General features: G+C 61.6%; 23 protein-coding genes and 2 tRNA genes. 12 read left to right on the forward strand and 13 right to left on the reverse strand.

Annotated elements, in window-relative coordinates; translation table 11 throughout:
• Nucleotides 1-46 precede the first annotated feature (46 nt).
• Together ACN0YF_RS01265 and ACN0YF_RS01270 are read left to right on the forward strand one after the other, a co-directional pair.
• Complete coding sequence (locus ACN0YF_RS01265; RefSeq protein ID WP_417493020.1) at nucleotides 47-2,326, forward strand: NADP-dependent malic enzyme; 2,280 nt, start codon at nucleotides 47-49, stop codon at nucleotides 2,324-2,326.
• Nucleotides 2,327-2,415: 89 nt separating this feature from the next.
• The gene (locus ACN0YF_RS01270; protein ID WP_417493021.1) at nucleotides 2,416-3,840 is read left to right on the forward strand and encodes an MATE family efflux transporter; all 1,425 of its coding nucleotides are present in this window, start codon (nucleotides 2,416-2,418) and stop codon (nucleotides 3,838-3,840) included.
• Here the strand turns inward: ACN0YF_RS01270 and ACN0YF_RS01275 are convergent.
• Nucleotides 3,837-4,445: a methyltransferase domain-containing protein gene (locus tag ACN0YF_RS01275; RefSeq protein WP_417493022.1), complete on the reverse strand. Its 609-nt coding sequence runs from the start codon at nucleotides 4,443-4,445 to the stop codon at nucleotides 3,837-3,839. The genes ACN0YF_RS01270 and ACN0YF_RS01275 overlap by 4 nt on opposite strands.
• Nucleotides 4,446-4,531: 86 nt before the next feature.
• Nucleotides 4,532-5,323, reverse strand: coding sequence for a response regulator (locus ACN0YF_RS01280; RefSeq protein WP_417493023.1), 792 nt, complete (start codon nucleotides 5,321-5,323; stop codon nucleotides 4,532-4,534).
• 344 nt (nucleotides 5,324-5,667) lie between these two features.
• Between ACN0YF_RS01280 and ACN0YF_RS01285 the strand changes: the two genes are divergently transcribed.
• The 6 genes from ACN0YF_RS01285 (at nucleotide 5,668) to pheA (ending at nucleotide 13,835) form a co-directional block, all read left to right on the forward strand.
• Nucleotides 5,668-5,752: transfer RNA gene (locus ACN0YF_RS01285), tRNA-Leu, on the forward strand.
• A 357-nt stretch (nucleotides 5,753-6,109) separates the two neighbouring features.
• Nucleotides 6,110-7,606, forward strand: coding sequence for a trigger factor (tig, locus tag ACN0YF_RS01290; protein ID WP_417483436.1), 1,497 nt, complete (start codon nucleotides 6,110-6,112; stop codon nucleotides 7,604-7,606).
• 188 nt (nucleotides 7,607-7,794) lie between these two features.
• A complete protein-coding gene (locus ACN0YF_RS01295) occupies nucleotides 7,795-8,424 on the forward strand; it encodes an ATP-dependent Clp protease proteolytic subunit (protein WP_417483435.1) in 630 nt (209 codons plus the stop codon).
• Between the two features lie 156 nt (nucleotides 8,425-8,580).
• Nucleotides 8,581-9,852 carry an ATP-dependent Clp protease ATP-binding subunit ClpX gene (clpX, locus tag ACN0YF_RS01300; protein ID WP_417483434.1) on the forward strand — a complete coding sequence of 424 codons (1,272 nt, stop codon included), beginning with the start codon at nucleotides 8,581-8,583 and terminating at the stop codon, nucleotides 9,850-9,852.
• 146 nt (nucleotides 9,853-9,998) lie between these two features.
• A complete protein-coding gene (lon, locus tag ACN0YF_RS01305) occupies nucleotides 9,999-12,401 on the forward strand; it encodes an endopeptidase La (protein ID WP_417493024.1) in 2,403 nt (800 codons plus the stop codon).
• Between the two features lie 282 nt (nucleotides 12,402-12,683).
• Nucleotides 12,684-13,835 (forward strand): prephenate dehydratase, encoded by a 1,152-nt coding sequence (gene pheA / locus ACN0YF_RS01310; RefSeq protein ID WP_417483432.1) that lies wholly within the window; start codon nucleotides 12,684-12,686, stop codon nucleotides 13,833-13,835.
• A gap of 53 nt (nucleotides 13,836-13,888) precedes the next feature.
• On the opposite strand, the gene ACN0YF_RS01315 is transcribed toward pheA, so the two are convergent.
• The 3 genes from ACN0YF_RS01315 to ACN0YF_RS01325 all read right to left on the reverse strand — a co-directional run bounded on the left by ACN0YF_RS01315 (nucleotide 13,889) and on the right by ACN0YF_RS01325 (nucleotide 16,152).
• Nucleotides 13,889-14,152: a YiaA/YiaB family inner membrane protein gene (locus tag ACN0YF_RS01315; RefSeq protein ID WP_417483431.1), complete on the reverse strand. Its 264-nt coding sequence runs from the start codon at nucleotides 14,150-14,152 to the stop codon at nucleotides 13,889-13,891.
• 11 nt (nucleotides 14,153-14,163) lie between these two features.
• On the reverse strand, nucleotides 14,164-14,877 hold the full coding sequence (locus tag ACN0YF_RS01320; RefSeq protein WP_417493025.1) for a PspA/IM30 family protein: 714 nt from the start codon (nucleotides 14,875-14,877) through the stop codon (nucleotides 14,164-14,166).
• 105 nt (nucleotides 14,878-14,982) lie between these two features.
• Nucleotides 14,983-16,152 carry a sterol desaturase family protein gene (locus ACN0YF_RS01325; protein ID WP_417493026.1) on the reverse strand — a complete coding sequence of 390 codons (1,170 nt, stop codon included), beginning with the start codon at nucleotides 16,150-16,152 and terminating at the stop codon, nucleotides 14,983-14,985.
• A gap of 108 nt (nucleotides 16,153-16,260) precedes the next feature.
• Here ACN0YF_RS01325 and ACN0YF_RS01330 point away from each other — a divergent pair, with 108 nt between their 5' ends.
• On the forward strand, nucleotides 16,261-16,929 hold the full coding sequence (locus tag ACN0YF_RS01330; RefSeq protein ID WP_417493027.1) for a TetR/AcrR family transcriptional regulator: 669 nt from the start codon (nucleotides 16,261-16,263) through the stop codon (nucleotides 16,927-16,929).
• A gap of 78 nt (nucleotides 16,930-17,007) precedes the next feature.
• Nucleotides 17,008-17,083: transfer RNA gene (locus tag ACN0YF_RS01335), tRNA-Val, on the forward strand.
• 189 nt (nucleotides 17,084-17,272) lie between these two features.
• Here the strand turns inward: ACN0YF_RS01335 and ACN0YF_RS01340 are convergent.
• A complete protein-coding gene (locus ACN0YF_RS01340; protein ID WP_417493029.1) occupies nucleotides 17,273-17,899 on the reverse strand; it encodes a hypothetical protein in 627 nt (208 codons plus the stop codon).
• 150 nt (nucleotides 17,900-18,049) lie between these two features.
• Between ACN0YF_RS01340 and ACN0YF_RS01345 the strand changes: the two genes are divergently transcribed.
• Nucleotides 18,050-18,388 carry a hypothetical protein gene (locus tag ACN0YF_RS01345; RefSeq protein ID WP_417493030.1) on the forward strand — a complete coding sequence of 113 codons (339 nt, stop codon included), beginning with the start codon at nucleotides 18,050-18,052 and terminating at the stop codon, nucleotides 18,386-18,388.
• Nucleotides 18,389-18,401: 13 nt separating this feature from the next.
• Here the strand turns inward: ACN0YF_RS01345 and ACN0YF_RS01350 are convergent, their stop codons facing one another.
• Nucleotides 18,402-18,680 (reverse strand): helix-turn-helix domain-containing protein, encoded by a 279-nt coding sequence (locus tag ACN0YF_RS01350; protein WP_417493031.1) that lies wholly within the window; start codon nucleotides 18,678-18,680, stop codon nucleotides 18,402-18,404.
• A 438-nt stretch (nucleotides 18,681-19,118) separates the two neighbouring features.
• Between ACN0YF_RS01350 and ACN0YF_RS01355 the strand changes: the two genes are divergently transcribed.
• The gene (locus ACN0YF_RS01355; RefSeq protein WP_417493032.1) at nucleotides 19,119-19,769 is read left to right on the forward strand and encodes a hypothetical protein; all 651 of its coding nucleotides are present in this window, start codon (nucleotides 19,119-19,121) and stop codon (nucleotides 19,767-19,769) included.
• Between the two features lie 78 nt (nucleotides 19,770-19,847).
• On the opposite strand, the gene ACN0YF_RS01360 is transcribed toward ACN0YF_RS01355, so the two are convergent.
• The 6 genes from ACN0YF_RS01360 to ACN0YF_RS01385 form a co-directional block, all read right to left on the reverse strand.
• On the reverse strand, nucleotides 19,848-20,318 hold the full coding sequence (locus ACN0YF_RS01360; RefSeq protein ID WP_417493033.1) for a hypothetical protein: 471 nt from the start codon (nucleotides 20,316-20,318) through the stop codon (nucleotides 19,848-19,850).
• Nucleotides 20,319-20,507: 189 nt separating this feature from the next.
• Nucleotides 20,508-21,734, reverse strand: coding sequence for a phage major capsid protein (locus tag ACN0YF_RS01365; RefSeq protein WP_417493034.1), 1,227 nt, complete (start codon nucleotides 21,732-21,734; stop codon nucleotides 20,508-20,510).
• 250 nt (nucleotides 21,735-21,984) lie between these two features.
• Nucleotides 21,985-22,254, reverse strand: a complete 270-nt coding sequence (locus ACN0YF_RS01370) for a hypothetical protein (RefSeq protein WP_417493035.1) — start codon at nucleotides 22,252-22,254, stop codon at nucleotides 21,985-21,987.
• 423 nt (nucleotides 22,255-22,677) lie between these two features.
• A complete protein-coding gene (locus ACN0YF_RS01375) occupies nucleotides 22,678-23,076 on the reverse strand; it encodes a hypothetical protein (RefSeq protein WP_417493036.1) in 399 nt (132 codons plus the stop codon).
• A gap of 134 nt (nucleotides 23,077-23,210) precedes the next feature.
• Entirely contained in the window at nucleotides 23,211-23,528 is a 318-nt protein-coding gene (locus ACN0YF_RS01380) for a hypothetical protein (RefSeq protein WP_417493037.1), read from the reverse strand.
• Nucleotides 23,525-23,728, reverse strand: a complete 204-nt coding sequence (locus tag ACN0YF_RS01385) for a helix-turn-helix transcriptional regulator (protein WP_417493038.1) — start codon at nucleotides 23,726-23,728, stop codon at nucleotides 23,525-23,527. The genes ACN0YF_RS01380 and ACN0YF_RS01385 overlap by 4 nt, the downstream gene beginning before the upstream one ends.
• Nucleotides 23,729-24,075 lie beyond the last annotated feature (347 nt).

Here is a 24,075-nt window from a genome sequence, read left to right on the forward strand (position 1 = left end):
CGCGTGTCAGGTCATGTTCGAACCACGCCCTCCATAAGGTTGCACCATGCCTTCAGATACCCCGTACAGTGCCGACAGCCAGCTCGATATCGACGCGCTCGTCTTTCACAACAAGCCGACGCCGGGCAAGCTGGCGATCGCCTCGACCAAGCCGATGTCGACCCAGCGTGACCTGGCTCTGGCCTATTCGCCGGGCGTTGCAGCGCCGGTGCGGGCGATCGCGGCGGATCCTGATGCGGTCTACGACTACACGTCCAAGGGCAATATGGTCGCTGTCGTCTCCAACGGCACCGCCATTCTCGGCCTCGGCAATCTCGGGCCGCGCGCCTCGAAGCCGGTGATGGAAGGCAAGGCAGTGCTGTTCAAGCGCTTCGCCGATATCGACGCGGTGGATATCCAGATCGACTATACCGATCCGGACGAGTTCATTGCCTGTGTACGCGGCTTCGGTGACACGTTTGGCGGGATCAATCTGGAAGATATCAAGTCGCCGGAGTGTTTCGAGATCGAACGGCGTCTGCGTGAATTGCTCGATATCCCGGTCTTCCACGACGACCAGCATGGCACCGCGATCATCGCGACGGCGGGGTTGATCAATGCCTGCGATATTACCGGCCGCAAGCTGGAGGACACCAAGGTCGTTCTGTGCGGCGCCGGCGCCGCCGGGCTGTCGGTGCTCGAGCTGATCGAATCGATTGGCGTGCGCAAGGAAAACACCATCGTCGTCGATATCGAGGGCGTGGTTTATGAAGGTCGTGAGGGGCTGCACGAACGTCTCGCCAAGCATGCGGTCAAGACCGAGGCGCGCACGCTGGCCGAAGCGGCTGTCGGGGCCGATGTCCTGCTGGGCCTGTCGGCGGCGGGTGTATTCACCAAGGATATCATCGCCAGCCTGGCGCCTGATCCGATTGTTTTCGCCATGGCCAATCCAACTCCGGAAATCACCCCGGAAGAGGTCAAGTCGGTGCGCGATGATGTCATCATGGCGACGGGCCGGTCGGATTATCCCAACCAGGTCAATAATGTCCTCGGCTTCCCCTATATTTTCCGCGGTGCGCTCGATGTCCGCGCCCGTACCATCAATGAGGAAATGAAGATCGCTGCTGCCCGGGCCCTTGCCGCCCTGGCGCGCGAGGATGTGCCGGACGAGGTCGCGATCGCCTACAAGGGCGAACGGCTGCAATACGGCCGCAATTACATCATCCCGTCGCCCTTTGATCCGCGTCTGATCTCCTGGGTCCCGCCCTTCGTCGCCAAGGCGGCGGTGGAGAGCGGTGTCGCCCGTCTGCCCTTCGCGGAGGGCGTCAACTACACCCACACGCTGGCACGCCGTCTCGACCCCACGGCGGCGCTGCAACAGCGTGTCGCGGCCTCGATCCAGGCCGAGCAGAAGACGATTGTGTTTGCCGAGGGTGAGGAGCCGTCGGTGATCCGCGCCGCGCACGCCTTCCAGTCCCAGGGGCTGGGCCGGGCTATCCTGGTGGCGCGCGAGGACATTGCGCTGGGCAATATGCGCGAACTGGGGATCCCCGCCGGGTCGCTGGAAATCTGCAATGCCCGCCTGTCCGAGCACAATTCGGAATATGCCGACTTCCTGTATGGGCGGCTGCAGCGCAAGGGGTATCTGCGCCGCGATGTCCAGCGTCTGGTCAATAATGACCGCAATGTCTTCTCTGCCTGCATGCTGAAGATGGGCCAGGCCGATGGCATGGTCACCGGCGTGACACGCCATTCCAATGTCGTGATGCGCGATGTGAAACTGGCTCTCGAGCCGGCCGAGGGCGGGCGCGCGGTCGGTATCGCTGCGGCCGTCTCGCGCGGGCGCACCCTGATTATCGGGGATATCAGTGTCACCGAATTCCCCGACGCCCAGGCGCTGGCCGAGATTGCCGTGGCCACGGCCAATTCCTCGCGCCGCCTCGGGATGACGCCGCATCTGGCCTTCCTGTCCTATTCAAGCTTCGGCAATCCGCCGGGCGAGCGTTCGGAAAAGATCCAGCACGCCGTGCGCATTCTCGACGGGCTCGGTGTCGATTTCGAATATGAGGGCGAGATGGCGGCCGATATCGCCCTCGATCCGGATCATCACGAGCTCTACCCGTTCTCGCGGCTCACCGAGGCTGCGAACATCCTGATCATGCCGGCAGTCCATTCCGCCTCGATCGCGGTGCGTCTGCTCAAGGCAGCCGGAGGTGCGACGGTGATCGGTCCGATGCTGGTGGGGCTGGAAAAACCGGTCCAGATCGCCCGGCTGGGCGCTTCGGTGACCGATATCGTCAACCTGGCGAGCATCGCCGCCTATGATCTCAACAAGCCCACCGCATAGCGGCTATTCACGCTGAAGTGACCTCTACCGGGTGCAGACAAGTCCGGGACAATCTATCTAACATCGCCTGCGCGTTGGAAGGGTGACACATGGCCGGACGGACAGCACACGACATGACGCAGGGTCCGGTTTTCGGGCACGTCCTGCGCATGCTCGTGCCGATGAGTTTCGGTATTCTCGCCATGATGCTGGTGGGCATTGTGGATACCTACTGGGTGGGAACCCTCGGTACGGCGCAGCAGGCTGCGGTGCAGATGAGTTTTCCCGTCACCATGCTGGTGATGAGCGTCTCGATCGGCCTGGGGGCCGGGGCTGTTTCGGCGGTTTCACGTGCGGCCGGCCGCAAGGATGCCAGTTCGATCCCGCGCATCGCCACCGACGCCATGACGCTCTCACTGCTTTCGGTCGGCGCGGTGTCCACGCTGGGTATCATCTTCGTGGAGCCGATCTTCCGCGCCCTCGGCGCCAGCGCCACCATGTTGCCGCATGTTGTCGACTACATGACGGTCTGGTTCGGCGGCATCGTCCTGATCGTCGGCCCGATGGTGGCGAGCAATATCCTGCGCGCGCTGGGCAATGCGCTTGTGCCAAGCCTGATGATGATCGCAGCTGCCGTATTCAATCTGATCCTTGATCCGATTTTCATCCTCGATGATGTCTTCGGCCTGTTTCCCGGCCTGGGCTGGGGCGTGTCCGGTGCGGCACTGGCGACGGTGGCTGCCAACGCTCTGACCTTCGCCATGGTCGGCTGGTATCTGGTGTTCAAGGAAAAGCTGATCGATTTCGGCTGGAGCGATCTCGGCGAGGTCTGGCATCACTGGCGCGATATCGCCCGGGTCGGCCTGCCAGCCAGCATCTCCAATATCTTCAACCCGATCGCGATGACGGTCGCGATGAGCGGACTGGCCATGGCACGCTTTGGCGATGCCGCGGTGGCGGCGCTGGGCGTGGCGGGCCGGATCGAGGCCTTCGCCATCGTGCCGCTGTTCGCGCTATCGGCCAGTATCGGCGCCGTGACGGGCCAGAATGGTGGCGGCGACCGGCTCGACCGTGTTCGCGAGGCCTTCCGCTCCAGCTTCCTGTTCTGCATCGGCTGGAGCCTGGCGATCGCGATCGTGCTCTGGCTCTGCGCCGGTCTGCTCGCGGGCGCCTTCCTGCCCAGCGAGGCGGGCCAGGCAACGGCGGTCTTCTACTGGCGCATCGTGCCGCTGACGATTGCCGGCTATGGCATCACCATTGCGGCGAGCGCCGGTTTCAATGGTCTCGGCCGGCCCGGCCATGGCATGGCGATCACCGCCGGCCGCGCCCTTGGCCTGATGGTGCCTGGCGTGCTGCTCGGCGCGTACTGGCTTGATGCGCCTGAGGGTGTGATCTGGGGCGTGGCCTTCGCCAACATCACGGCGGGCGTTCTAGCCGGGCTCTATGTCCTGACCCGCGCGCCGATGACGGCCAAGCACGGCAAGGCGCGCAAAATGCCGGCGGCACCGGTGAGGGCGGCCGAGGACGCGTCCTAGCGCCGCACCAGCACGCCCGCCAGTTCTGGCTTGCCCTTCAGGGATGGATGCGGCCAGGCGACGAAATCCTCGTCATCGGGCCAGATCCAGCGTTCGGCCGGGAAGAGCTCATGCATCGCGTCCAGGGCACAGCCATAGGGCGGTCCGCCCGGCACGTCCTTTTGCATGAAGAGCGCGAGCAAATGCCCGCCCGGCTTCAGCCATTCACACAGCGCGCGCTCGTAATCGACGCGCAGGCGCGGCGGGATGGCGCACAGGAAGGTCTGCTCATAGACCCGGTCATAGGGGGCATCCGGCCGGTGGGCGAGGACATCGCCCTCGAGCAGGGTCGCCTCATGACCGCCCGCCTCGAGCGCCTGGCGCTGGAAGGCGAGGGCGGTGGCCGATAGGTCGGCGCCGGTGACATCAAGCCCGCACCCGGCGAGGAAGGCGAGTTCCGGCGAACGGCCGCAGCCGGGAATGATGACCCGTGTTCCCGGTTCAAGCTCTCCGGCCCGCATCCAGGCCAGCATGCCCGGATGCAGTTCCTGCCGCTCCCAGGGCGTGTCATCGGCGACAAAGCGGTTTTCCCAGTCGAAGCTGGTGCGTTCGGGTTCTTCGGTCATTCGGGCGCTCCCTGCCTGACCACCGATGGCCGGCGGCGTTCAAGCGCCTAGCTAGGGGAAAGACGGGGCCCGGTGCAAGCGGCCGGTCAGGCGCGGGCGTATTGCAGCCGGGGGAGCTCGTCATCCGATGCGGTCCCGGCATGGCCGTGCAGGGGCAGGACATCGGGAGAGAGGTGCGCCGGACTCGCCTGCTTCATGTCGCGGATGGTGGCGATCAGCACGGTGGCGCCATTGTGCGAGACGGGGGTGATGATGGCGTCGTGGATTTCAAAACGGTCCGGATCGGCGAATTGCAGGATCATCGGAAAGCGCAGGGATTCCTCGATCCGGAGTTTGAAATTGCGGGCGTAGGCTTCAATATTGGTCGCGGTCCACAACCGCTCGGCATGGGCGTTGCGGCTGAGGAATTCACCATTGGGCATCGTGATCACGACTGCATCGCCGCAGGCCTCGAAATATTTGCGATAAAGCGCGTGCATTTCCTGCACCTGGCCCTGGCGCAGGCGCGCTGCGCTGGCGCGTTCCAGCGTACGGACCATCACCGATCCGAGCGTCTGAAGCGTTTCCAGCGACTTGACCAGCGCATCCTCGCCGCCGGAGGCAAAGGTACGGCCGATGATCTCTGAATTGTCGCAACCCGACAGGATGATGATCGGCACCAGCCGGGCGCTGTGCAGGCCGGCGATGTCGGCTTCAATCGTGGTTGCGTCCGGGAGACCGAGATCGAGCAGGATGATGTCGTAGGCTGTGCCGGCGAGGGCTTCACGGCCCGCTGCGAGGGATTTTACCCGGTGCAGCTGGACGTCACCCGGGTAGGTATTGCGCACAAAATGCTCGATCAGCAGCGCGTCGCAATTCATGTCCTCGATGTGGAGCACATTCACAGCAGCCGAGACTGGTGTTGGATTGTCGGTTGTATTCCTGGTCAAAGTCCCAAACCCCAAGCTTGTTCAATGGCCTCATCTCGCGGGGGCATGGTTAATGAAAGCTTGAACCGGAATTGCCCCCGAAGCGGACCGCGGTGCCGAAAACGGCGGGCAATGCTGTGGGGGCAGGGCGTAAGGGCATGATCTGCCGGTCCGGGTGACAGGCGGATATATTATGAGGGGGACTGCAAGCGCCGCCGCGCGGCTCCCGGCCGCTCCGTCAGGCACATGGCACCGCGAGGCGATATTGACGACGCCGCTGCAACCGCTAGATATGCGCTCACTATCAACCTCATGCGGATGTGGCGGAACTGGTAGACGCGCCAGATTTAGGTTCTGGTGCCGCAAGGCGTGGGGGTTCGATTCCCTCCATCCGCACCAGCCTTCGCTCGCTGCGCGAGCTTCGGCTGGGCAGGCCCAACGCTAAATCGAGCGAAGGCTGTCCCGCCGCAGCCTTGGCGAAGGCGGACTTGCTCCGACGTTCCTCCAGTTATCACAGCGCCCTTGTTGCGCGAGCTTCGGCTGGGCAGGCCATGCTTTGATCGTGCAAACTTGCGCCATCTGGCTCTCAATCCGCCCCGGAATCTCGTGATTTCACCCCCTGATCCGCCCTTCCGGCGCTGATCCGCACCGGCAAGCCGCTTCGCAGCGTTGCGCAGCGTGAATCGGCGTGACATAACGCGCGCTCGAATTTTACTGCGGATTTGTCCGCCTCCACAGCAATGCCAGGGCTAACCCATGAACGTCACCGAGAAAGCCGCCGAAGGCTTGAGCCGCACTTATGAGATCGTCTTTGCTGCAGACGATCTGCAAGCTCGCCTGGACGCGAAGATCCAGGAGATCCGTCCTGAAGTCCGCCTGAAGGGCTTCCGCCCCGGCAAGGTGCCGACCAGCCATATCCGCCGCATGTTCGGCGAGTCGATCATGGGCGACATGCTCAATGAACTGGTGCCCGAAACCACGCAGAAGACCCTTGATGAGCGCAAGCTGCGCCCGGCCTCGCAGCCGGAAATCAAGGTGGTCAGCGATGCCAAGGAAGTCACGTCCGGCAAATCTGATTTCGTGTTCGAGATCAGCCTCGAGATCATGCCTGAATTTGATCCGGCCGATGCGTCCAAGCTGAAGGTCTCGCGCCCGGTGATCGAGGTCTCTGACGAGGAAGTCGACGACGCCCTGGCCAAGCTGGCCGATGAGAGCCGTGAATTTGCACCGAAAAAGGGCAAGGCTGCCAAGGCCGAGAATGGCGATATCGTCGTGATCGATTTTGTCGGCAAGATCGACGGCGTTGCCTTTGAAGGCGGTTCCGCTGAGGACAGCCGCGTCGGTCTCGGCGATGGCGCCTTTATTCCGGGCTTTGAAGAACAGCTTGTCGGCGCCAAGGCCGGCGAAGAGCGCACTGTCACCGTCACTTTCCCGGCCGAGTACCAGGCCAAGCATCTGGCCGGCAAGGAAGCCGTCTTCGACGTCACCGTGAAGGCCGTCGAAGCGCCGCAGGACTCCAAGATTGATGACGAGCTGGCCAAGCGCCTCGGCCTGTCCGATCTCGACGCCCTGAAGGACGCCCTCCGGAAGCGTTTCGCCGGTGAGCATGCCGCCCAGTCGCGTCTGAAGGTGAAGCGCGCCGTGCTGGACCAGCTCGACGAAGCCCATGATTTCGACCTGCCTCCGAAAATGCTCGAAGCCGAATTCGAGAATATCTGGCGCGAAGTGGCCCATGCCATCGAGCACGGCCATCTCGAGGACGAAGACAAGGACAAGAGCGAAGACGAGCTGAAGGCTGAATATCGCGGCATTGCCGAGCGCCGCGTGCGCCTCGGTCTGGTGCTGGCCGAGATCGGCAATCGCAACAAGCTCGACGTCACCCAGGAAGAGCTCTCCCGCGCGATCAACCAGGAAGCCATGCGCTATCCGGGTCAGGAGCGTCAGGTGGTGGAATTCTACCAGAAAAATCCGGGCGCCGTCGCCCAGGTTCGCGCCCCGATCTATGAAGAGAAGGTCGTCGACTACATCCTCGAGCTCGCCGATGTCACCGATGTGCCGGTGACCCGCGAAGAGCTCTATGCCGATGACGACGAGACGCCAGCGGCCAAGCCAGCGGCGAAAAAGAAGGCTCCGGCCAAGAAAAAGCCGGCGGCCAAGGCTGCAGCGAAGGCTGACGAAAAGCCTGCTGCCAAGAAGCCTGCCGCCAAGAAGGCACCGGCAAAGAAGAAGCCTGCTGCCAAGAAAGACGCCTGATCCATCGGGCCTGATGATGAAAACAGCGCCGGTGTGGCTTCACACCGGCGCTTTTTTATACCCGGCGCATCGCACCTCGCGCTGCAGCCTGCGGCTTGCGTGTCTCGGCAACGCCCGCAATAGTTCGAACCTCGCGCGTGAAGAGAATCGTCCCCATATAGGCGGGGCGATGGCCCAAGGAGCTTGATATGCAGAATCCCGAGGATGTGATGATGAATCTGGTTCCGATGGTGGTGGAACAGACCAGCCGGGGCGAACGCGCCTTCGACATCTACTCCCGCCTGCTCAAGGAACGGATCATCTTCATCACCGGTCCGATCGAGGATCACATGGCCAGCCTGATCGTGGCCCAGCTGCTCTTCCTCGAATCCGAGCACCCGAAAAAAGAGATTTCCATCTACATCAATTCGCCCGGCGGCGTGGTTTCCGCGGGTCTGGCGATCTATGACACGATGCAATACATCCGCAGCCCGGTGTCGACGATGTGCATGGGCATGGCGGCCTCGATGGGTTCGCTGCTGCTGACCGCCGGTCATCCGGACATGCGCTATGCGACCCCGAATGCGCGGATCATGGTGCACCAGCCATCGGGCGGTTTCCGTGGCCAGGCTTCGGATATCGAACGCCATGCGGCTGACATCCAGAAGATCAAACGCCGGTTGAACGAAATTTACGTGAAACACACCGGTCGGACATATGATGAGATTGAACAGGCGCTCGACCGCGACAATTTCATGTCGGCGGATGAGGGCAAGGAATTCGGCCTGGTCGATCACGTTTATGCCAAGCGGATCGATCCGGACAATCCGGAGGCCTGATCCTGATCGGAAACAGCAGGCTGGCTTGAACCAGACTGTCGCGATATGGTCGAATTAGCAGACGCGGAAACCTTTCGCTAAAGTTCGGCCTTGATGTTGCAGGACTGAACACATTACGGCGATCGACGAGATAGCCGGGCTTGAAATGGAGCGGACATGAGTAAGACCACAGGCGGCGACGCCGAGTCCAAGAACACGCTGTACTGCTCCTTCTGCGGCAAGAGCCAGCACGAGGTGCGCAAGCTGATCGCAGGACCGACGGTCTTTATCTGCGATGAGTGCGTCGAACTGTGCATGGACATCATCCGCGAAGAGAACAAATCCTCGCTGGTGAAATCCAAGGAAGGCGTGCCGCCGCCCAAGGAAATCTTTGACGTTCTGAATGATTATGTGATCGGCCAGTCGCACGCCAAGCGCGTGCTCGCGGTCGCGGTCCACAATCACTACAAGCGCCTCAATCACGCCAGCCAGAATTCCGATGTCGAACTGGCCAAGTCCAACATCCTGCTGATCGGCCCGACCGGTTGCGGCAAGACGCTGCTGGCCCAGACGCTGGCGCGCATCCTCGATGTGCCCTTCACGATGGCCGACGCAACGACCCTGACCGAGGCCGGCTATGTCGGCGAGGATGTCGAGAACATCGTTCTCAAGCTTCTCCAGTCCGCCGATTACAATGTCGAGCGGGCCCAGCGCGGCATCGTCTATATCGATGAGATCGACAAGATTTCGCGCAAGTCCGACAATCCGTCCATCACCCGCGATGTTTCGGGTGAGGGCGTGCAGCAGGCCTTGCTGAAGATCATGGAAGGCACGGTTGCCTCCGTGCCGCCGCAGGGCGGGCGCAAGCATCCGCAGCAGGAATTCCTGCAGGTCGACACCACCAATATCCTGTTCGTGGTCGGCGGTGCCTTCTCCGGTCTCGACAAGGTGATCTCGCAACGCGGCCAGGGCTCCTCGATCGGCTTCGGTGCCGATGTGCGTGAGCCCGATGTCCGCCGCACCGGCGATATCCTGCGCATGGTCGAGCCTGATGATCTCCTGCGTTTCGGCCTGATCCCTGAATTCGTCGGTCGTCTGCCGGTCATCGCGACCCTGGAAGACCTTGACGAGGACGCCCTGGTCCAGATCCTGACCGAACCGAAGAACGCTCTGGTGAAGCAGTATCAGCGCTTGTTCGACATGGAAGGCGTTGGCCTGACCTTCACCGAGGATGCGCTGAAGCAGATCGCCAAGCGCGCCATCCTGCGCAAGACCGGTGCCCGCGGGCTGCGGTCGATCATGGAGGGCATCCTGCTCGAGACCATGTTCGATCTGCCTTCGATGGACGGGGTCGAAGAGATCGTCGTCAACGCCGAAGTTGTCGAGGGCAATGCCAAGCCATTGCTGATCTATGCCGAACGCAAAGACGATAAGCGCACGGGTGCTTGACGTCGCCGCCTCGCATCGCCACCTGTTGGCGTAAGAGGCGGCCACCCGGCTGCCACTAGTTTTCACCCGTCGGCGTCGGGCCGAACCGGATCAGGACTGCCTGTCCTGTTCTGGCGCGCCGGCAAGCGGGTGCGCATGGAGCATATATGTCCACTATAAAAACACTTCCCCTCCTGCCGTTGCGCGACATTGTCGTGTTTCCGCACATGATTGTTCCCCTGTTCGTCGGCCGCGAGAAATCGGTCAAGGCGCTGGAAGAAGTCATGCGCGCCGACAAGCAGATCCTGCTGGCCACCCAGCGCAATGCCGGCGATGACGAGCCGGCCAGTTCAGCCATCCATTCGACCGGCGTGATCGCCTCGGTCCTGCAATTGCTCAAACTGCCTGACGGGACCGTCAAGGTTCTCGTGGAGGGCGGCGTCCGCGTCGAAATCACCGGCTATACCGCGAACGAGGACTTCTACGAGGCGACCTGCGAGCCGATGGTCGAGGAAGTTGGCGACCCGGCCGAGCTGGAAGCGCTGATGCGCACCGTCGCCGCGAAGTTCGATGATTACGTCAAGCTCAACAAGAAAGTTCCGCCCGAGGCTCTCGCCTCGCTGGCCCAGATCAGCGATCCGGCCAAGCTGTCGGATTCGATCGCCGCGCATCTCGCCGTCAAGATCGAGGAAAAGCAGGCTTTGCTGGAACAGTCCGATGCGGCCGCTCGTCTTGAGCGCATCCTCGGCCTGATGGAAGGCGAAATCGGCGTTCTCCAGGTCGAAAAGAAAATCCGCAGCCGTGTCAAACGGCAGATGGAAAAGACCCAGCGCGAATATTATCTCAACGAGCAGATGAAGGCGATCCAGCGCGAGCTGGGTGAGGGCGATGACAGCCGTGAGGAGCTCGCCGAGCTCGAAGACCGTCTCGCCGAGGCCAAGCTCTCGAAAGAGGCCCGCACCAAGGCCGAGGCCGAGTTCAAGAAGCTGCGCCAGATGAGCCCGATGTCGGCGGAAGCCACGGTCGTGCGCAATTATCTCGACTGGATCCTGGCTCTGCCCTGGGGCAAGCGCAAACGCCTGAAAAACGATCTGGAAAAAGCCGAAGGCATTCTCGAAGCCGATCACTACGGCCTCGAGAAGGTCAAGGAACGTATCCTCGAGCATCTCGCCGTCCAGGCGCGTACCAAGAAGATGCGTGGGCCGATCCTGTGTCTCGTCGGGCCTCCGGGCGTCGGCAAGACCTCGCTCGGCCGTTCGATCGCCAAGGCGACGGGCCGCGATTTCGTGCGCATGTCGCTGGGCGGCGTGCGTGACGAAGCGGAAATCCGGGGCCACCGCCGCACCTATATCGGTTCCATGCCGGGCCGGATCATCCAGTCGATGAAAAAGATCAAGTCGAGCAACCCGCTCTTCTTGCTCGACGAAATCGACAAGCTCGGCGCCGATTACCGCGGCGATCCGTCTGCAGCCCTGCTCGAAGTGCTCGATCCGGAACAGAACGCGACGTTCAACGATCATTATCTGGAGGTCGATTACGACCTGTCAGACATCATGTTCGTGACAACGGCCAATACGCTGAATCTGCCGCAGCCGCTTCTCGACCGGATGGAAGTCATCCGCATCGCCGGTTACACCGAGGATGAAAAGCTCGAGATCGCCAAGCGTCACCTGATCCCCAAGCAGATGGTCAATCACGCCCTGTCACCGAGTGACTGGTCGGTGTCTGATGACGCCGTGCGCGATCTGATCCGCTATTACGCCCAGGAAGCGGGCGTGCGCAGTCTCGAGCGCGAGCTTGCCAATCTGGCCCGCAAATCGGTGCGTCGCCTGCAGACCGGCAAGGCAGAGCGGGTCGATATCACGACGGAAAACCTCGGCGAATTCGCCGGCGTGCGCAAATATCGTTTCGGCGAATCCGAGCGCGAGGACCGTATCGGTCTCGTGACCGGCCTGGCCTGGACGGAAGCGGGCGGCGATCTGTTGCAGATCGAAGCCGTCAAGATGCCCGGTCGCGGCAAGATGACGGTCACCGGCAATCTGCGCGATGTGATGAAGGAATCGATCTCGGCGGCGAATTCATTCGTGCAGTCGCGGGCGCCTTCCATGGGTATCCGGCCAACGGTGTTCCGCACCACGGACATCCATGTTCACGTCCCTGAGGGCGCGACGCCGAAGGACGGTCCGTCTGCCGGTATCGGCATGATGACGGCGATCGTCTCGGTGCTCACCGGTATTCCGGTGCGCAAGGATCTGGCGATGACGGGTGAGATCACCCTTCGCGGCCATGTCCTTCCGATCGGCGGTCTGAAGGAAAAACTGCTCGCGGCCCTGCGCGGCGGCGTCAAGACGGTATTGATCCCGAAGGAAAACGAGAAGGATCTCGTCGAAATTCCGGACAATGTGAAACAGGGTCTGGAGATCATCCCGGTTGAAACCGCCGATGAAGTCCTGGCCCGCGCCCTGACCACCCCGGTCGAGCCGGTGGAATGGACCGAGTCCGATGCGGCTGCACTGGCCGGGATGGCCAATCCGACCGCTGACGGCAGTGAGTCTCAGCTCGCACACTAACATGCCTCCGGCTCACGCCGGTTTGGAATTGAAAGGCCGGGATTAGTCATCCCGGCCTTTTTTCTGCATAAAACTTGCGTCACGTGGGTGTAGCGGCATTGACGGCGGCGGTGCAGGGACGCACAATCCTCCCATGACTTGTCCCGCGCTCTATTTTACCGGCTATTTTAGCAACGCAACCCGTTCGGGGGCGGTGGCCGGCTAGCGCGCGCGACAAGCAGCGAGTTTCCAGGGCCTCCCCCAACCGGGGAGGCCTTTTTCGTTTTGAGGAAGAGACAGGCCATGTCTGAACAAGTATCCCGCGATGATATCCGGTCATCGATCTCGCAGATCGACCGCGATCTCGTCGATGCCATCGCCCGGCGCACAGCCCTGGTCGAGGCAATTGTCGATGAGAAGGTGCGCTCCGGGCTTCCGGTCCGTGACCGCGAGCGCGAACAGGCGGTATTGCGCGAAGCCGTTGCCCGCGCCGAGGCCGGTGGAGTCTCGCGCGAACTGGTCGAGCAGGTGTTCCACGCGCTGTTTGACGATTCCATCCGGATGCAACGCACCCGTTTCGACTCGATGCGCGATGCCGATCTCAACGAAGCCAGCGTCGCCTATCTCGGCGGGCCCGGCAGTTACAGCCATATCGCGGCCCAGAAGATCTTCGCGCGGCGCAATGCCAATGTGGTCCCGTCACCCAAACGAGATTTCGTCTCGATCTTCCGCGCCGTCGAGACCGGCGAGGTCGATTTCGGCGTCGTGCCGATCGAGAACACCACCACAGGCTCGATCAATGAAGTCTTCGACATCCTGCTCGAGGGGCGCACCAAGATCGCCGGCGAATTCATGTTGCGGGTGGATCACTGCCTGATCGGCAAGGCGTCCGGCAATGGCCGTATCAACCGCGTCTTCGGCCACCCCCAGGCGCTGGCGCAGTCGCGCCGCTATCTCGCCGGGCATCCGGAGATCGAGACCCATATGTCCTCGAGTACGACGCGGGCGCTTGAGCGCCTGCTCGAGGAGGACGATACCGCGGCCGCGATCGGCGGTGAGGATGCAGCCAAGCTGTTCGGCTTTGACGTCCTCGCGCACGGGGTTGGCGATCACGAGCAGAATATCACCCGTTTCATCGTTCTGGCCCGTGACAGCAAACTTCCGGCGCGCGGGGTCGAGTGCAAGACCTCGATGATGTTCACCACCCGGGACGATCCGGGTGCGCTGGTCAATGCGCTGACCGGGTTTCGCGATCACGGCATCAATCTGGTGAAGCTGGAATCGCGGCCAATCGCCGGCAATCCCTGGGAGGAGATGTTCATCATGGATGTGGAGGGTCATCTCGATGACCCAAGGCTGCGCGACAGTCTCAAAGTGCTCGAGGAGCATACCCGCGAGATCCGGATGCTCGGCTGCTATGCCGCGGACCGTATCGACCGGGTCAGCGTGGATTGAGGCGAGAGGGCCTGGCACGTCGCGGTGCCAGGCCCCCGGCTTGCGTGCCCAGCCTATTCAGCGGCGACGTAATCGCTCAGCAGTTTCTCCTGCCGGGCGCGTTCGACCTTGGACGAGAATTGTTCATTGATGCGCTGTTCCTGCAGCGTCTTGACCAGTGTGACGAGCGAGCCGGTCAGGAACAGGACGCCCATTCCGACATAGCCCTTGGTCGACAGATCGACCGGCATCAGGATCAGCGACAGGCCCAGCATCGCATAGGCGGCGATGACACAGGCGTAATTGAAGCTGACCCACAGTTTTGATTGTCCCAGCATGGTGATCTCCTTCAGGCGCTCTGGGTTTGGCCGGCATCAGCGCCGGTTGATGTTTTGGCCCGCAATCGGGCAAGCACGTCTTCGCCGCGGGTGCGGGGCGGCGCGCCCAGTCCCTTGGCCGCCATTCGCTCGACCAGGTCATCGCCATTCAGCTCGGCATCAATCTGGTCCAGGATATCGAGTTCCTCGCCCGGATCGGCACGTTCCAGGGCGCGCTTGAGTACGGCCTCGCCCTCGACGATCGCGGCCATCCCGGCGAAGTCGCCGCGCAATTCACGCGTTGCGCCGCGTTCGGCCTCCATCGCGCGGGCCGTGGTCAGGCCGAGCCGTAATTCAACCAATCGCCGGTCGGTTTTCTCGATCATCAGGCGCAGGCGCCGGGCCGCCAGTTCCGTGCGTTCCAGGGTTTGCCGGCGGACCTCGCGTTCCCGTTCAAGTTCGGCGATGGCGTCTGCGCCCTCGGCGGCGAAGGCCTCCATCCCGGACTTCAGGGCATCGCCGACCCGGATTTCCAGATCATTGATCCGGGTGTCGACCCCGGCCAGGGCGCGCTTCTCATTGCGTTCGCGCAGGATCATCGTGGCGAGGGCGCGCTTGGCGCGTTCATGCCCGGCGGTTGCCTCCCGCAGTTTCTGCTCCAGGATCAGCACGGCATGGCCGTCTTCGATCTCGTCGCGCGCCCGGGCAGTCTGCCCTCGCAGGATGGTGAACAGGGTTTTGAACATCAGTATCTCCTTTAATGAACTATGTTCATAAAAAAAACGCTACAGCTGAATCCGGTTCACGCAAGGGGGAAAGTGACGGGCATGGACCGCAAGCCGTGAGGCGCCTCAGACCGTGATCAGGCCCTTGAACGGATGCAGGGTGTGGGCGCGGTAGCTATGCGCCGGCTCTTCCGCACCGATGCCGTACTCGGCCGGCCAGCCAGACGGCATGTGCAGCGTCCCGAACAGGCGGTCGATGAAGGAAAAGTGCACCGCGAAATTCTTGTTGTGGGCCGACTCTTCCAGTGCGTGGTGCCAGTGGTGGTGGCGGGGCGTGACGAAGACCGGTTCCAGCCAGCGCAGATCCCAATCGATATTGGCGTGGATGAATGTGGCGTGGAAACCGATCATCAGGGCGTAGGCATTCACCACCGCCTGGTCGAAGCCGAGCAGGAAGATCGGGGCCAGGGTCGCGGTGCGGGTGATCAGGGCTTCGAGCACGTGCAGCCGCGAGCTCGCGAGCCAGTCCATCGTCCTGGAGGAGTGGTGGACGGCATGGATGCCCCACAGCGCCTGGTGGCTGTGATAGGCGCGGTGGACCACATACTCCACCAGATCGACCGCCAGCATGATGGCGAAGAACTGCACGATGAAGGGCAGGCCGGAGATGAAATCGGTGATGACATCGAAACGCGCCCAGCCGAGCCCCTGGACCAGCAGGAAATTGGTGCCGGCCAGATAGGCACCGAGCAGGAGGTGCATGACGAAGAAATGCTTCAGGTCGAGCGACCAGTTCTCGCGCAGGACCGGCTGGTCCTCGCGCAGCGGGGCGGCTTTTTCCAGCAGGGTGAAGACGAAACCGGTCGACAGCAGGCCGAGCACGAACCAGTCCAGCCCGACATAGACGCTGGAGGCCTCTATCGGCCCCAGCGGCGTGTCGGCGCCGCCGAGCAGGGCGGCGAGGGCCAGAACGCCCAGTCCGGCGCCTGCGATCATCAGGCGTTTGCGCATCAATGCCAGCACACCGAATACACCCGACAGGATCATCAGGGTTCCCAGCCCGGCGCGCAGGGCAGGGAGGTCATAATTCGCCCGCAGTTCGGGAATGGTGAGGTGGGCCGGGAAGTGAAAGGCCAGCACGCCCGCCAGACTTAGCACGCCGAGCAGAAGCGAGAGATAGGCGGCCAGCCAGCCATCGCCAATGTGGAAATGACCGCGGGCCGGGCGCAGGCGCAGCCAGTGACGCAGCGTGGCCAGGTGAGGGTGCGCTTTGAGGCTGAACGGGAAGGTCGTCATGGCGATCACTCTTTAAAACGAACGATGTTCACAAAGTGGCTGTGAATCGGATTCAGGCAAGCAAAAAAGAACGTTGTTCGTTATTTCTTTTCCGCTAATCTGGGCAGGATGAAACCGAGCCCCGCCCAGCGCCCCGAATCCGCCCGCCCCGACACCCGAAAACCCCGGGGCCGGCCCGGCCTGACCGAGCAAGACCGCGGTGCGGCTCTGCAGGCGGCGCGCAAATTGCTGGCGACCGTGGGGCTTGAGGGCATGCAGGCGCGCGCGATCGCGCGGGAGGCCGGGCTCAGCGTCGGATCGATCTACAAGCTGTTCGGCGATATCGAGGCCCTGGTCCGGCTGCTGAATCTGGAAACCCATCGCGAGTTCTCGGCCCATCACCGCGCCGCGCTCGAGGCCATCGATGGGCGCGCAGTCAGTGCCGAGGCGAGGCTTATGGCACTGGCGCGGGCCTATCTCGATTTTGTGCTTGCAAACGGGCGGCGTTGGGATGCGGTTCTGCGCACCAGCCGGCGGGGGGAGGGTGGCCGCTCAGCAGATTATGTCCAGTCCGAGGAGGGCCTGTTTGCCATCGTTGAATCGGTGATCGCCGATCTGCCCCGTTTCGCCGATCCGGCCTTGCGTGCGCGGGCGGCGAGGGCGCTCTGGGCCAGTGTGCATGGCATTATCAGCGTGACCCTGGCCAATAGCCGCGCCAGCGACCCCGCGGCTGATGCCCTGGCCCAGATCGATCTGATTCTCGGAGCCGTGACCCGGGATGCGAGCCTGCCGCAGTAGTCTTGGCTTGCGCGGAATGCCCCGGTCAGACTAGAAAGCGCCTCCAGATCGGCCAAGGCCGATGCAGGCCGATGGGTCGGGCGGTTAGCTCAGCTGGGAGAGCATCTCGTTTACACCGAGAGGGTCGGGGGTTCGAGCCCCTCACCGCCCACCATTGAATACAACGGGTTAATAGACATTTTCCGCACAGTCTTGAGTGCGTGTGTCACCAGGGTAACCGTAGGGGTAAAGGTTCTGCAAGCCTCGTTGGTTGAGGAGGTCCCCGATGCGGTCGAAATGCCTAGGTGCGGTTCCACCTTAACCGTGCCGACATTGGCATGTGGCGAGGGCTATGCAGGCGCATTCATTCCGGGTGTGCTGGCAAGTGCCTGCAAAAGTCAGAGGATGGGTTCGTCCCGCAAAACGCTCCAATTCGTTCTCGCAGGCGCATCTCTCGAGCCATCGGTGGAGAAAATACGCAGGCGGCGTTTTGGGTGATTAAGACTCTAAGGCCAAAGCCGTCGGGCGCTGCCTGCCCGCCCCACCAATAACGCTCCCGATAAGGCTCTCCAGGTACCTCTACTGGAATTGGATGACCAGGGTAGCGCTGATCCACGACAAAATGATCGGCGAAGATTTGGATTCTGTCGCCAGGTCGTCCGGTGAAATGTGAGGGGGGGGCGACCCCAATCAAGCGGCCAAGCGGTTGATCCGTTAGACCTGCTTCTTCGACCAATTCCCTTTGGTACTCTGCAAAGCCATTCCCAATATATCGGCTCAGAAATTGGGCGTTTTCCGGGTCCGAAAGCTGCTCAACCGCAACGCAGCGCATGGGGGCCATGCCCGGCTCACCCGGTGGCGGATCGAGTGCGGCCCGTTCCGGAAAGGTAAATTCATAGATCGGTGTCGGTGTGGAGTGCGCTTGCACCGGCGTGTCATCGCACGAGGCGATGGAAAGTGCGACAGCGAGGGCGATGAGCCTTGGCTTCATGATCCAAAACCTCCAACGAAAGCGGACTTGCCTTCAAGTGTGATTGGGGCCTAACTGAACCGTGTGGTGGCGTGTTTTAGTGACGCCCCGCCACAGCCCCGCATTCTCGATAGAATGATTCGATGGCGTCCCTTTTACCTTCATCCCTAGGTGGAGCGCTATCTGAATCCGGGAGTCGCTCATTTAGGAATTGAACAAATGACTCGTGACACGCTCAATGCGGCACTGATCGGCGGATGCATTATTGCCGCCGCCGCCCTCCACGGTACGCTTTCGCAATCCCCGCGCTACCAATTCGCCCTAGCGGATGGGCCATCGGTCTACCGACTGAACTCTCAAACTGGGGACATCTCGGTCTGCGCGCCGTTCGATCCGCATGCCTTTGACCGTAGAACGTCTGCACCGAGGTTGAGCCTGAACTGCGCCTTGGTCCCCAATCCAAACCTTGGAGAACATGCGGGAGAGCTTCAGACTTGGGAAGCCCCATGACCAACTTCATGCCTCATTGCCGGGTCAGCTGACGACGCCAACGCAGTCGCGATCTTGGCTCAAAAAACCATGAAATCGGGACGCCCAGAACAACGGAAAAACCGAACAGTCGGGTTGCACCGGCCCTTAGCTCGCCCGCTTCGATGCCTTTGACAGTGCGAGGGGCAAGACCAGTGCGGCCCGCGAGCTGGCCACACGTCCAGCCCCGAACAATCCGGGCCAAGGCGACGCGGGAGCCAACAGTGTGGTCGAGCAATCGAACGGCAGCCATGAGGCGACCATAAGCGCGCATCAGCAGTTTTCACAACTCTGTCGTGAAGCTGCGCACTACAGCGTCGTGTCGGGGTGGTGTCCCTGTGGCTGACTAGACTAACTCACCCACCGCTTGCATCATCCCGGCTACGCACCCGATTCGCCTCAACCGTCGTTGCCGATGAGGCGTGAGCGGCGTCTCGGGGTGTGCGGCCCTGCCGCACTGTCTACGTCAAATGGAGATTTCATATGGCGAAGTCGCGTAAGGTTGGTCGCAGCGCAGTGACTGGGCGGTTTACGACGGTGGCGAAAGCCAAGTCTAAGCCGAGCACTCACGTTGTTGAGACCATCAAGCGCAAGTAGAAGCCTAACGGCCTAGCTTGCAGGGCGGGTGACGTTTGCTGCCAGGCGGCGTCACCCGCGTTTGTTGGCCGATTTGGTTTCTGAAACCTTAATCGGCTTGTGTGGGTAAGGTGACGTGGCGGGCATAAGCCGCAACGCCTCGTCACATATGCAGGCGGCGTCTTCGTCGCTTCACCCTTCGCAACATATTGGGTCTGACATGGGTAACCCTTCAAAAAAGCGCGGTACAATGGTTGGCCGGGACGACACCATTATGGCCGCGCCCGACATTGCTTGTGCCTTGGGCGAGCTAACGGTTCGCTGGACTGCGATTGAATACGAGCTTACGCTTCTGTTCAAATTTCTCTCAGGCTGCACATACGAAACCGCCGGTGCGGTCATGTATGGCGTGAACGCGACTAGCGCGCGGTTGGACATTGTTCGCCTGACGGCGGAGCGTCACGAGAATAAAAAAGACGCCGCGCTAGCCCTTGAGGCCCTACCCTGGGTGCGGCGACTCTGCGCGCGCCGGAATGCACTGGTGCACCATCGGTGGTTCTACGACGTGCTCACAGAAACCTGCTACACGTTTGACTATCGCGCCGCCCCAGGAGCGGAAAATCGACGAAAAAAGCAATCAGTGCGCGCCATTTTGGCCCTATGCAATGAGTGCACAGACGCACTGCGCCCGCTAAAAAAAGCCTACGGGTCGGACATTTCAGATGAGCAGATCATCGCGACAAAAATTTCCGAGACGCAGCTGCGCGCGCGAATGTCAGCGAAGTAGTGGTCCCCGAAATCCCCTAACAGAACCTTCACTCCGGCCTCTATCATCTCAGGCGTGACCTCAACCGTCTGAGCTTCTTCACGGGTCATGACTTGTTCCGTTAGAAATATAGGCGCCATTGTTTTCCCAAGGACGCCCGCCCGTCGGGTTGTTGCGTTCGGCTGTCCCTGCAGCTTGCGGCGTGTAGCGTGATTGATGCGTGAGGCGCATTTGCCGTGCGAGGCTGGCCAGCAGCTTGGTTTCACGGTCGCGGACGGTGAGCATACGGAGGAAGGCCGCGCCGGTGTTTTCGCAGGCTATGGCTTCGGCTGAACAGTCGTCGATTAGCGTTTGGAGGTCAGCCCGAGAGCTTGCGTGCTCGCAGTACAGCCGGAGCAGGTCTTGATGCGCGCCGGTCGCAAACCAGCCAGGTGGTTCGCTAGAGACAATGTGTTCCCATATGCGGATCTGCGCAGGCGTCATGTCAGCGGGTGCGGGTTGGTGCCTGTCAGTCAGGGGGCGAATCGGAGTTAGAATTTCCGCCGCCGATTTACGTCCGCGTTTTGTCATTGTCTGTCCTCGAATTGTTACGGTTTAGCAGAAGGTCATTCCCCTCGCCGCTCCCCGGACCGGAGGCCCTAGGTATTCGAGGGGCCGGGGGGGGTAGGCGTGTGCGGGGTAGGGGCGGGTGCGACTGGAGCCGTAACGTCACAGTCGCACCCTAGCGCGCTTCACCTAAGGAAAGGGAGGCGTCCGCGCCTAGCCTGCGGTCTTGATCAGCTTGATTGCGCGACTATCGACCACGCCGCCGCCAACACGCTTAGTCGTGTAGAAGCCGACATAAGGCTTATTGGTCAGGTCGTCACGAATGACCCGGATGCCGAGCCGGTCAATAATGATGTAAGCCCGCGACCAGTCCGCAAATGCAATCGGGTATGCGTTAGAGCCAATGTCTTGCATATCCTCGTTAAGCTCGACCGGGTAGCCGATCAGCATATTGGGCTGACCTTCGGCAAGGCTGTCAGCCCAGAGCGGGCGACCCTCTCCGTCTTTCATCTTGCGGACCGCGCCGGCCGTTGCCGAGTTCATCTGCCACACGCCGCGCGAGCGGTATTTGCTGGCGAGGCCGTAGACGGCGTTATAGAGCGCGTCTGCGTCTGTGCCGCCGCCCGATAGCTCAGGGAAGCCGGACGCGGAGCCGGTGGAAAAATACTGGATTGTTCCGAAGGGCCGGGTGGCGTCGCCAGTCGTCGCCGTGTCATAGCTCAGGAAGCCTTTAGGCTTCTCCACACCGTCGCCGGTAACGAATGCTGCGCTTTCCTGATCGTCGAACGCCTCTACGATTTCTTCGCGGGTGAAGCGTTCAATGTCAAAGCTCGAATCGTCAAGCAGGTTTTGGGTGATTTCCGGGTAAGCGTAAACCTCATGGCAGGGATATTCGAGCCGCGCCAAATTGCTGGCATCTTTCGCCGTCCGGGCAGACGTTTCACCTACCCAGCCCGTTCCCGTTCCGCCTTTCGAAAAGAGAACTTGATAGGCGTTTGCCGTGGTGCTTTGAACACGGCAGCGGCGGCGCATTGGCGAGAGGTCTTGTGCAAACCGCTGGATAACGCCGTCAACCTCAGGCGTTACCGTGTAGCCGCCGTTTGGATCAGAGCCAACCGACATAGCCGCGCGAGCGCCATTCTGGATAAAGGATGCAAACGGCTTTAGCGCGACCGATGCCGCAACGTCAGAGCCGCCTCCAACCGAGCCGCCAAGGGTTTGGCGTGCGAGGTCTTTTGCAAGCCTGTCGGTGGCGTCGGCAAGTTGGCTGTAACGGGCTTCGTTTCGCTCCCTGAACTCCTCGAATGCGGCTTTGACGGAATTGACCGCCTCAGTCACGCTAACCGGTTCGGGCTTTCCGTGCAGGGATGCCATAACGGCAAAGTTGGGTTTGGTGATTTTTGGCAAACAGGTTGCCACGGGTTTATTGCGAGCGGACATTGCCAGCCCTCCTTTTGCGGCGCTTCACAGCGCGGCGGTCGAATTGGTGCGGCGCTTCACAGCGCGGCGAATGGTTCATGCGTTAGGCCGCTACGGCGGGCCTAGAAGGTGTGTCGGGCTGGCACCGCTACGGCTGGCACCAGTCCAATACAATCACACTCCACACCGGACGTGGTGACGGGGGCTAAAGAGCGCAAGGGGGCGGCGGGACGGGAGAACAAAACAAGTCCGTACCGTTGCCGTTCTGCCACTATTGGACAAGGCGCAGGTTCGGCTTGCTGTTGTCGGGCGTCGGCAGGTCGCGGAATGCGCCCGCGATGTCTTCCAGTAGATCGGCGATGTTGTCGCCAGTCGCGCCGTCCGTCACAAGCGACACTGCCGCGCCCTTAATCGCGCCCTCAAGAATCTGGACGGAGTTTAGGCCCATGTGGCGGAATTGCGGGGCAAGCCCTGCAACAGAACGTGCGATAACCTTGACGTTGCGGTCGTGGTTTTGGCGGTCGGCGTTGCTGTCAGTCATGGTTGGTTTCTCCTGATGTGCTGGTTGGATTGCGGGTGAACGGCGTGACGTTGCCGGGGGCTTCCATGTCCGCGATCAAGCGGCCTAGGGAATGGTTAAGGCCATATGCGGCCTTACGAGAGAGCGCGACGGAGACGGTTACCCCGCCGCTTTCAAACTCGATTGATATGACGCCAGAGGCGGTTTCGACTGTCGGCGGGGTACTCACGAATGAGACAGGCATATTCTTTGCTCCGTGTTCGCTGGCGACCGTTCCGGCCAAAATTGGCAATTCGGACAAATCGCGTGATTGATGGTGACGCTGTCGGGCTATGGGTATGGTAATAAGGATGTCTCGCTTTTCGTGACGGTCGCGGGCGGTTTTTGGCCTCGAACGTCCCTCTTTTCGATACGTGCTGTCCCGCTTTTCGAGACAGGGATTGGTTAAACGTCACTCTTTTCAAGACAGGACCGTCCCGCTTTTCGAGACGGGTTTCTGTTTCCGTTTGATCCTGTCGGGTTGTTTGAGGGGTGCCGGGCGACCTCGTAATCCGCGCCGGGCTTCCACGCCTTGTAGAGACGCCGCCCGGTCATCTCCGTTGTTTGTGGCATTCGGTACTCGGTAAGCTCGTAGGATGGCCCTCTCGCTTCTCCTGTGACGCCAAGCGCGCCCAGGACGGTTACGACGATGAAGCCCTTTTGCTGCAATTCGTGGAAGGCTCCCGCCGCCGCATTTGGACGAATGCCTAGACGTTCCGCAGCCTGCCGGACGCTGAGTTGAATCTTGCCGTTATTGCTGCATTGCCGGTCGCGCCCCTCAAAGCGCAGGTGGATATATGTCATTTGCGCCTTAGGGGAGAGCGCGCGCCAAGCAGGCTCTTGCAGAAGCGCGAGGGGCAGGACGGTGATCTTTTCGCCGCGTCCCTTGCTCCTGCCGGTGGCGTCTTGTGTTCCTCCTTTAGGGCGCCGCTTTGTCATTAGTCGGCCCTCACGCCGTCCCATTTGCCGGGCTGGTATTCGACAAGCCGGGCGGGCGCTGTGAGGCTGTAGGCGGCATACTCGCCACCGTCGCCACGGGCGTTACAGAACCGGGCGGACGCAATGCCGATCGAATGCTTGCGTTTCAGCCTGTGCACGACTGCGGCAAGGCGAACGCCGGGCGCAAGCTCGGATGAATTGACTGATCCGTGTTCGATCATTGCGCGCATGATTTCGGCATTCCGCCCGACAAAGGCGCGGCGGTTGCCGTCGATGTCCGCCATCAAGCGGGCGGGCTTCCAGCGGCGGGCGGTCATTGTGCCGCCTCCCGGAAGGTGTTGAGCCACGCGAGCACCTCCGTCTCTCTCCAGTAGCGGCGGCGGCCGATGCGGGCCGGTTCAGGAAAGTCGCGTTGATCCAGCCAGCGCCAAAGCGTCATGTCAGAAATGCCGCCGCACAATTCGCGGACGGTCGCGGCGGAGATGTGTCGGTGGGTATTGATGGCAGGGGAGGGCATGTGTTTCGCTCCATGGTTTGAACATGGGGCAGAATGTGGAGCCTTGAAGCACCATTTCCGATCACAGTGAGCTAACCAGTTTCGCCGTCACTATGCACGCGGGCACCTATGTGGCGTGACCACGCATGGAATGCCGACCTTGGGTCACCCTCACACTCGCAAGCCTCAAACAAATCAAATAGGTATTTGCCGAAAGCCGTGGCAACATTGAGCCCGCGCGCTGGTGCTGGCGACCCGAGTTTCCGCTCCCATAACAAACGTGCGCGGTCTACAATATTTACACCTTCAACATTTACGCGCCGTCTCGATCTTACGGTCAGAGAGGACTGTTCTACAGTGCGAATTGT

The organism is Maricaulis sp. (genome assembly GCF_048270265.1).
In the GTDB taxonomy this organism is placed as follows: domain Bacteria; phylum Pseudomonadota; class Alphaproteobacteria; order Caulobacterales; family Maricaulaceae; genus Maricaulis.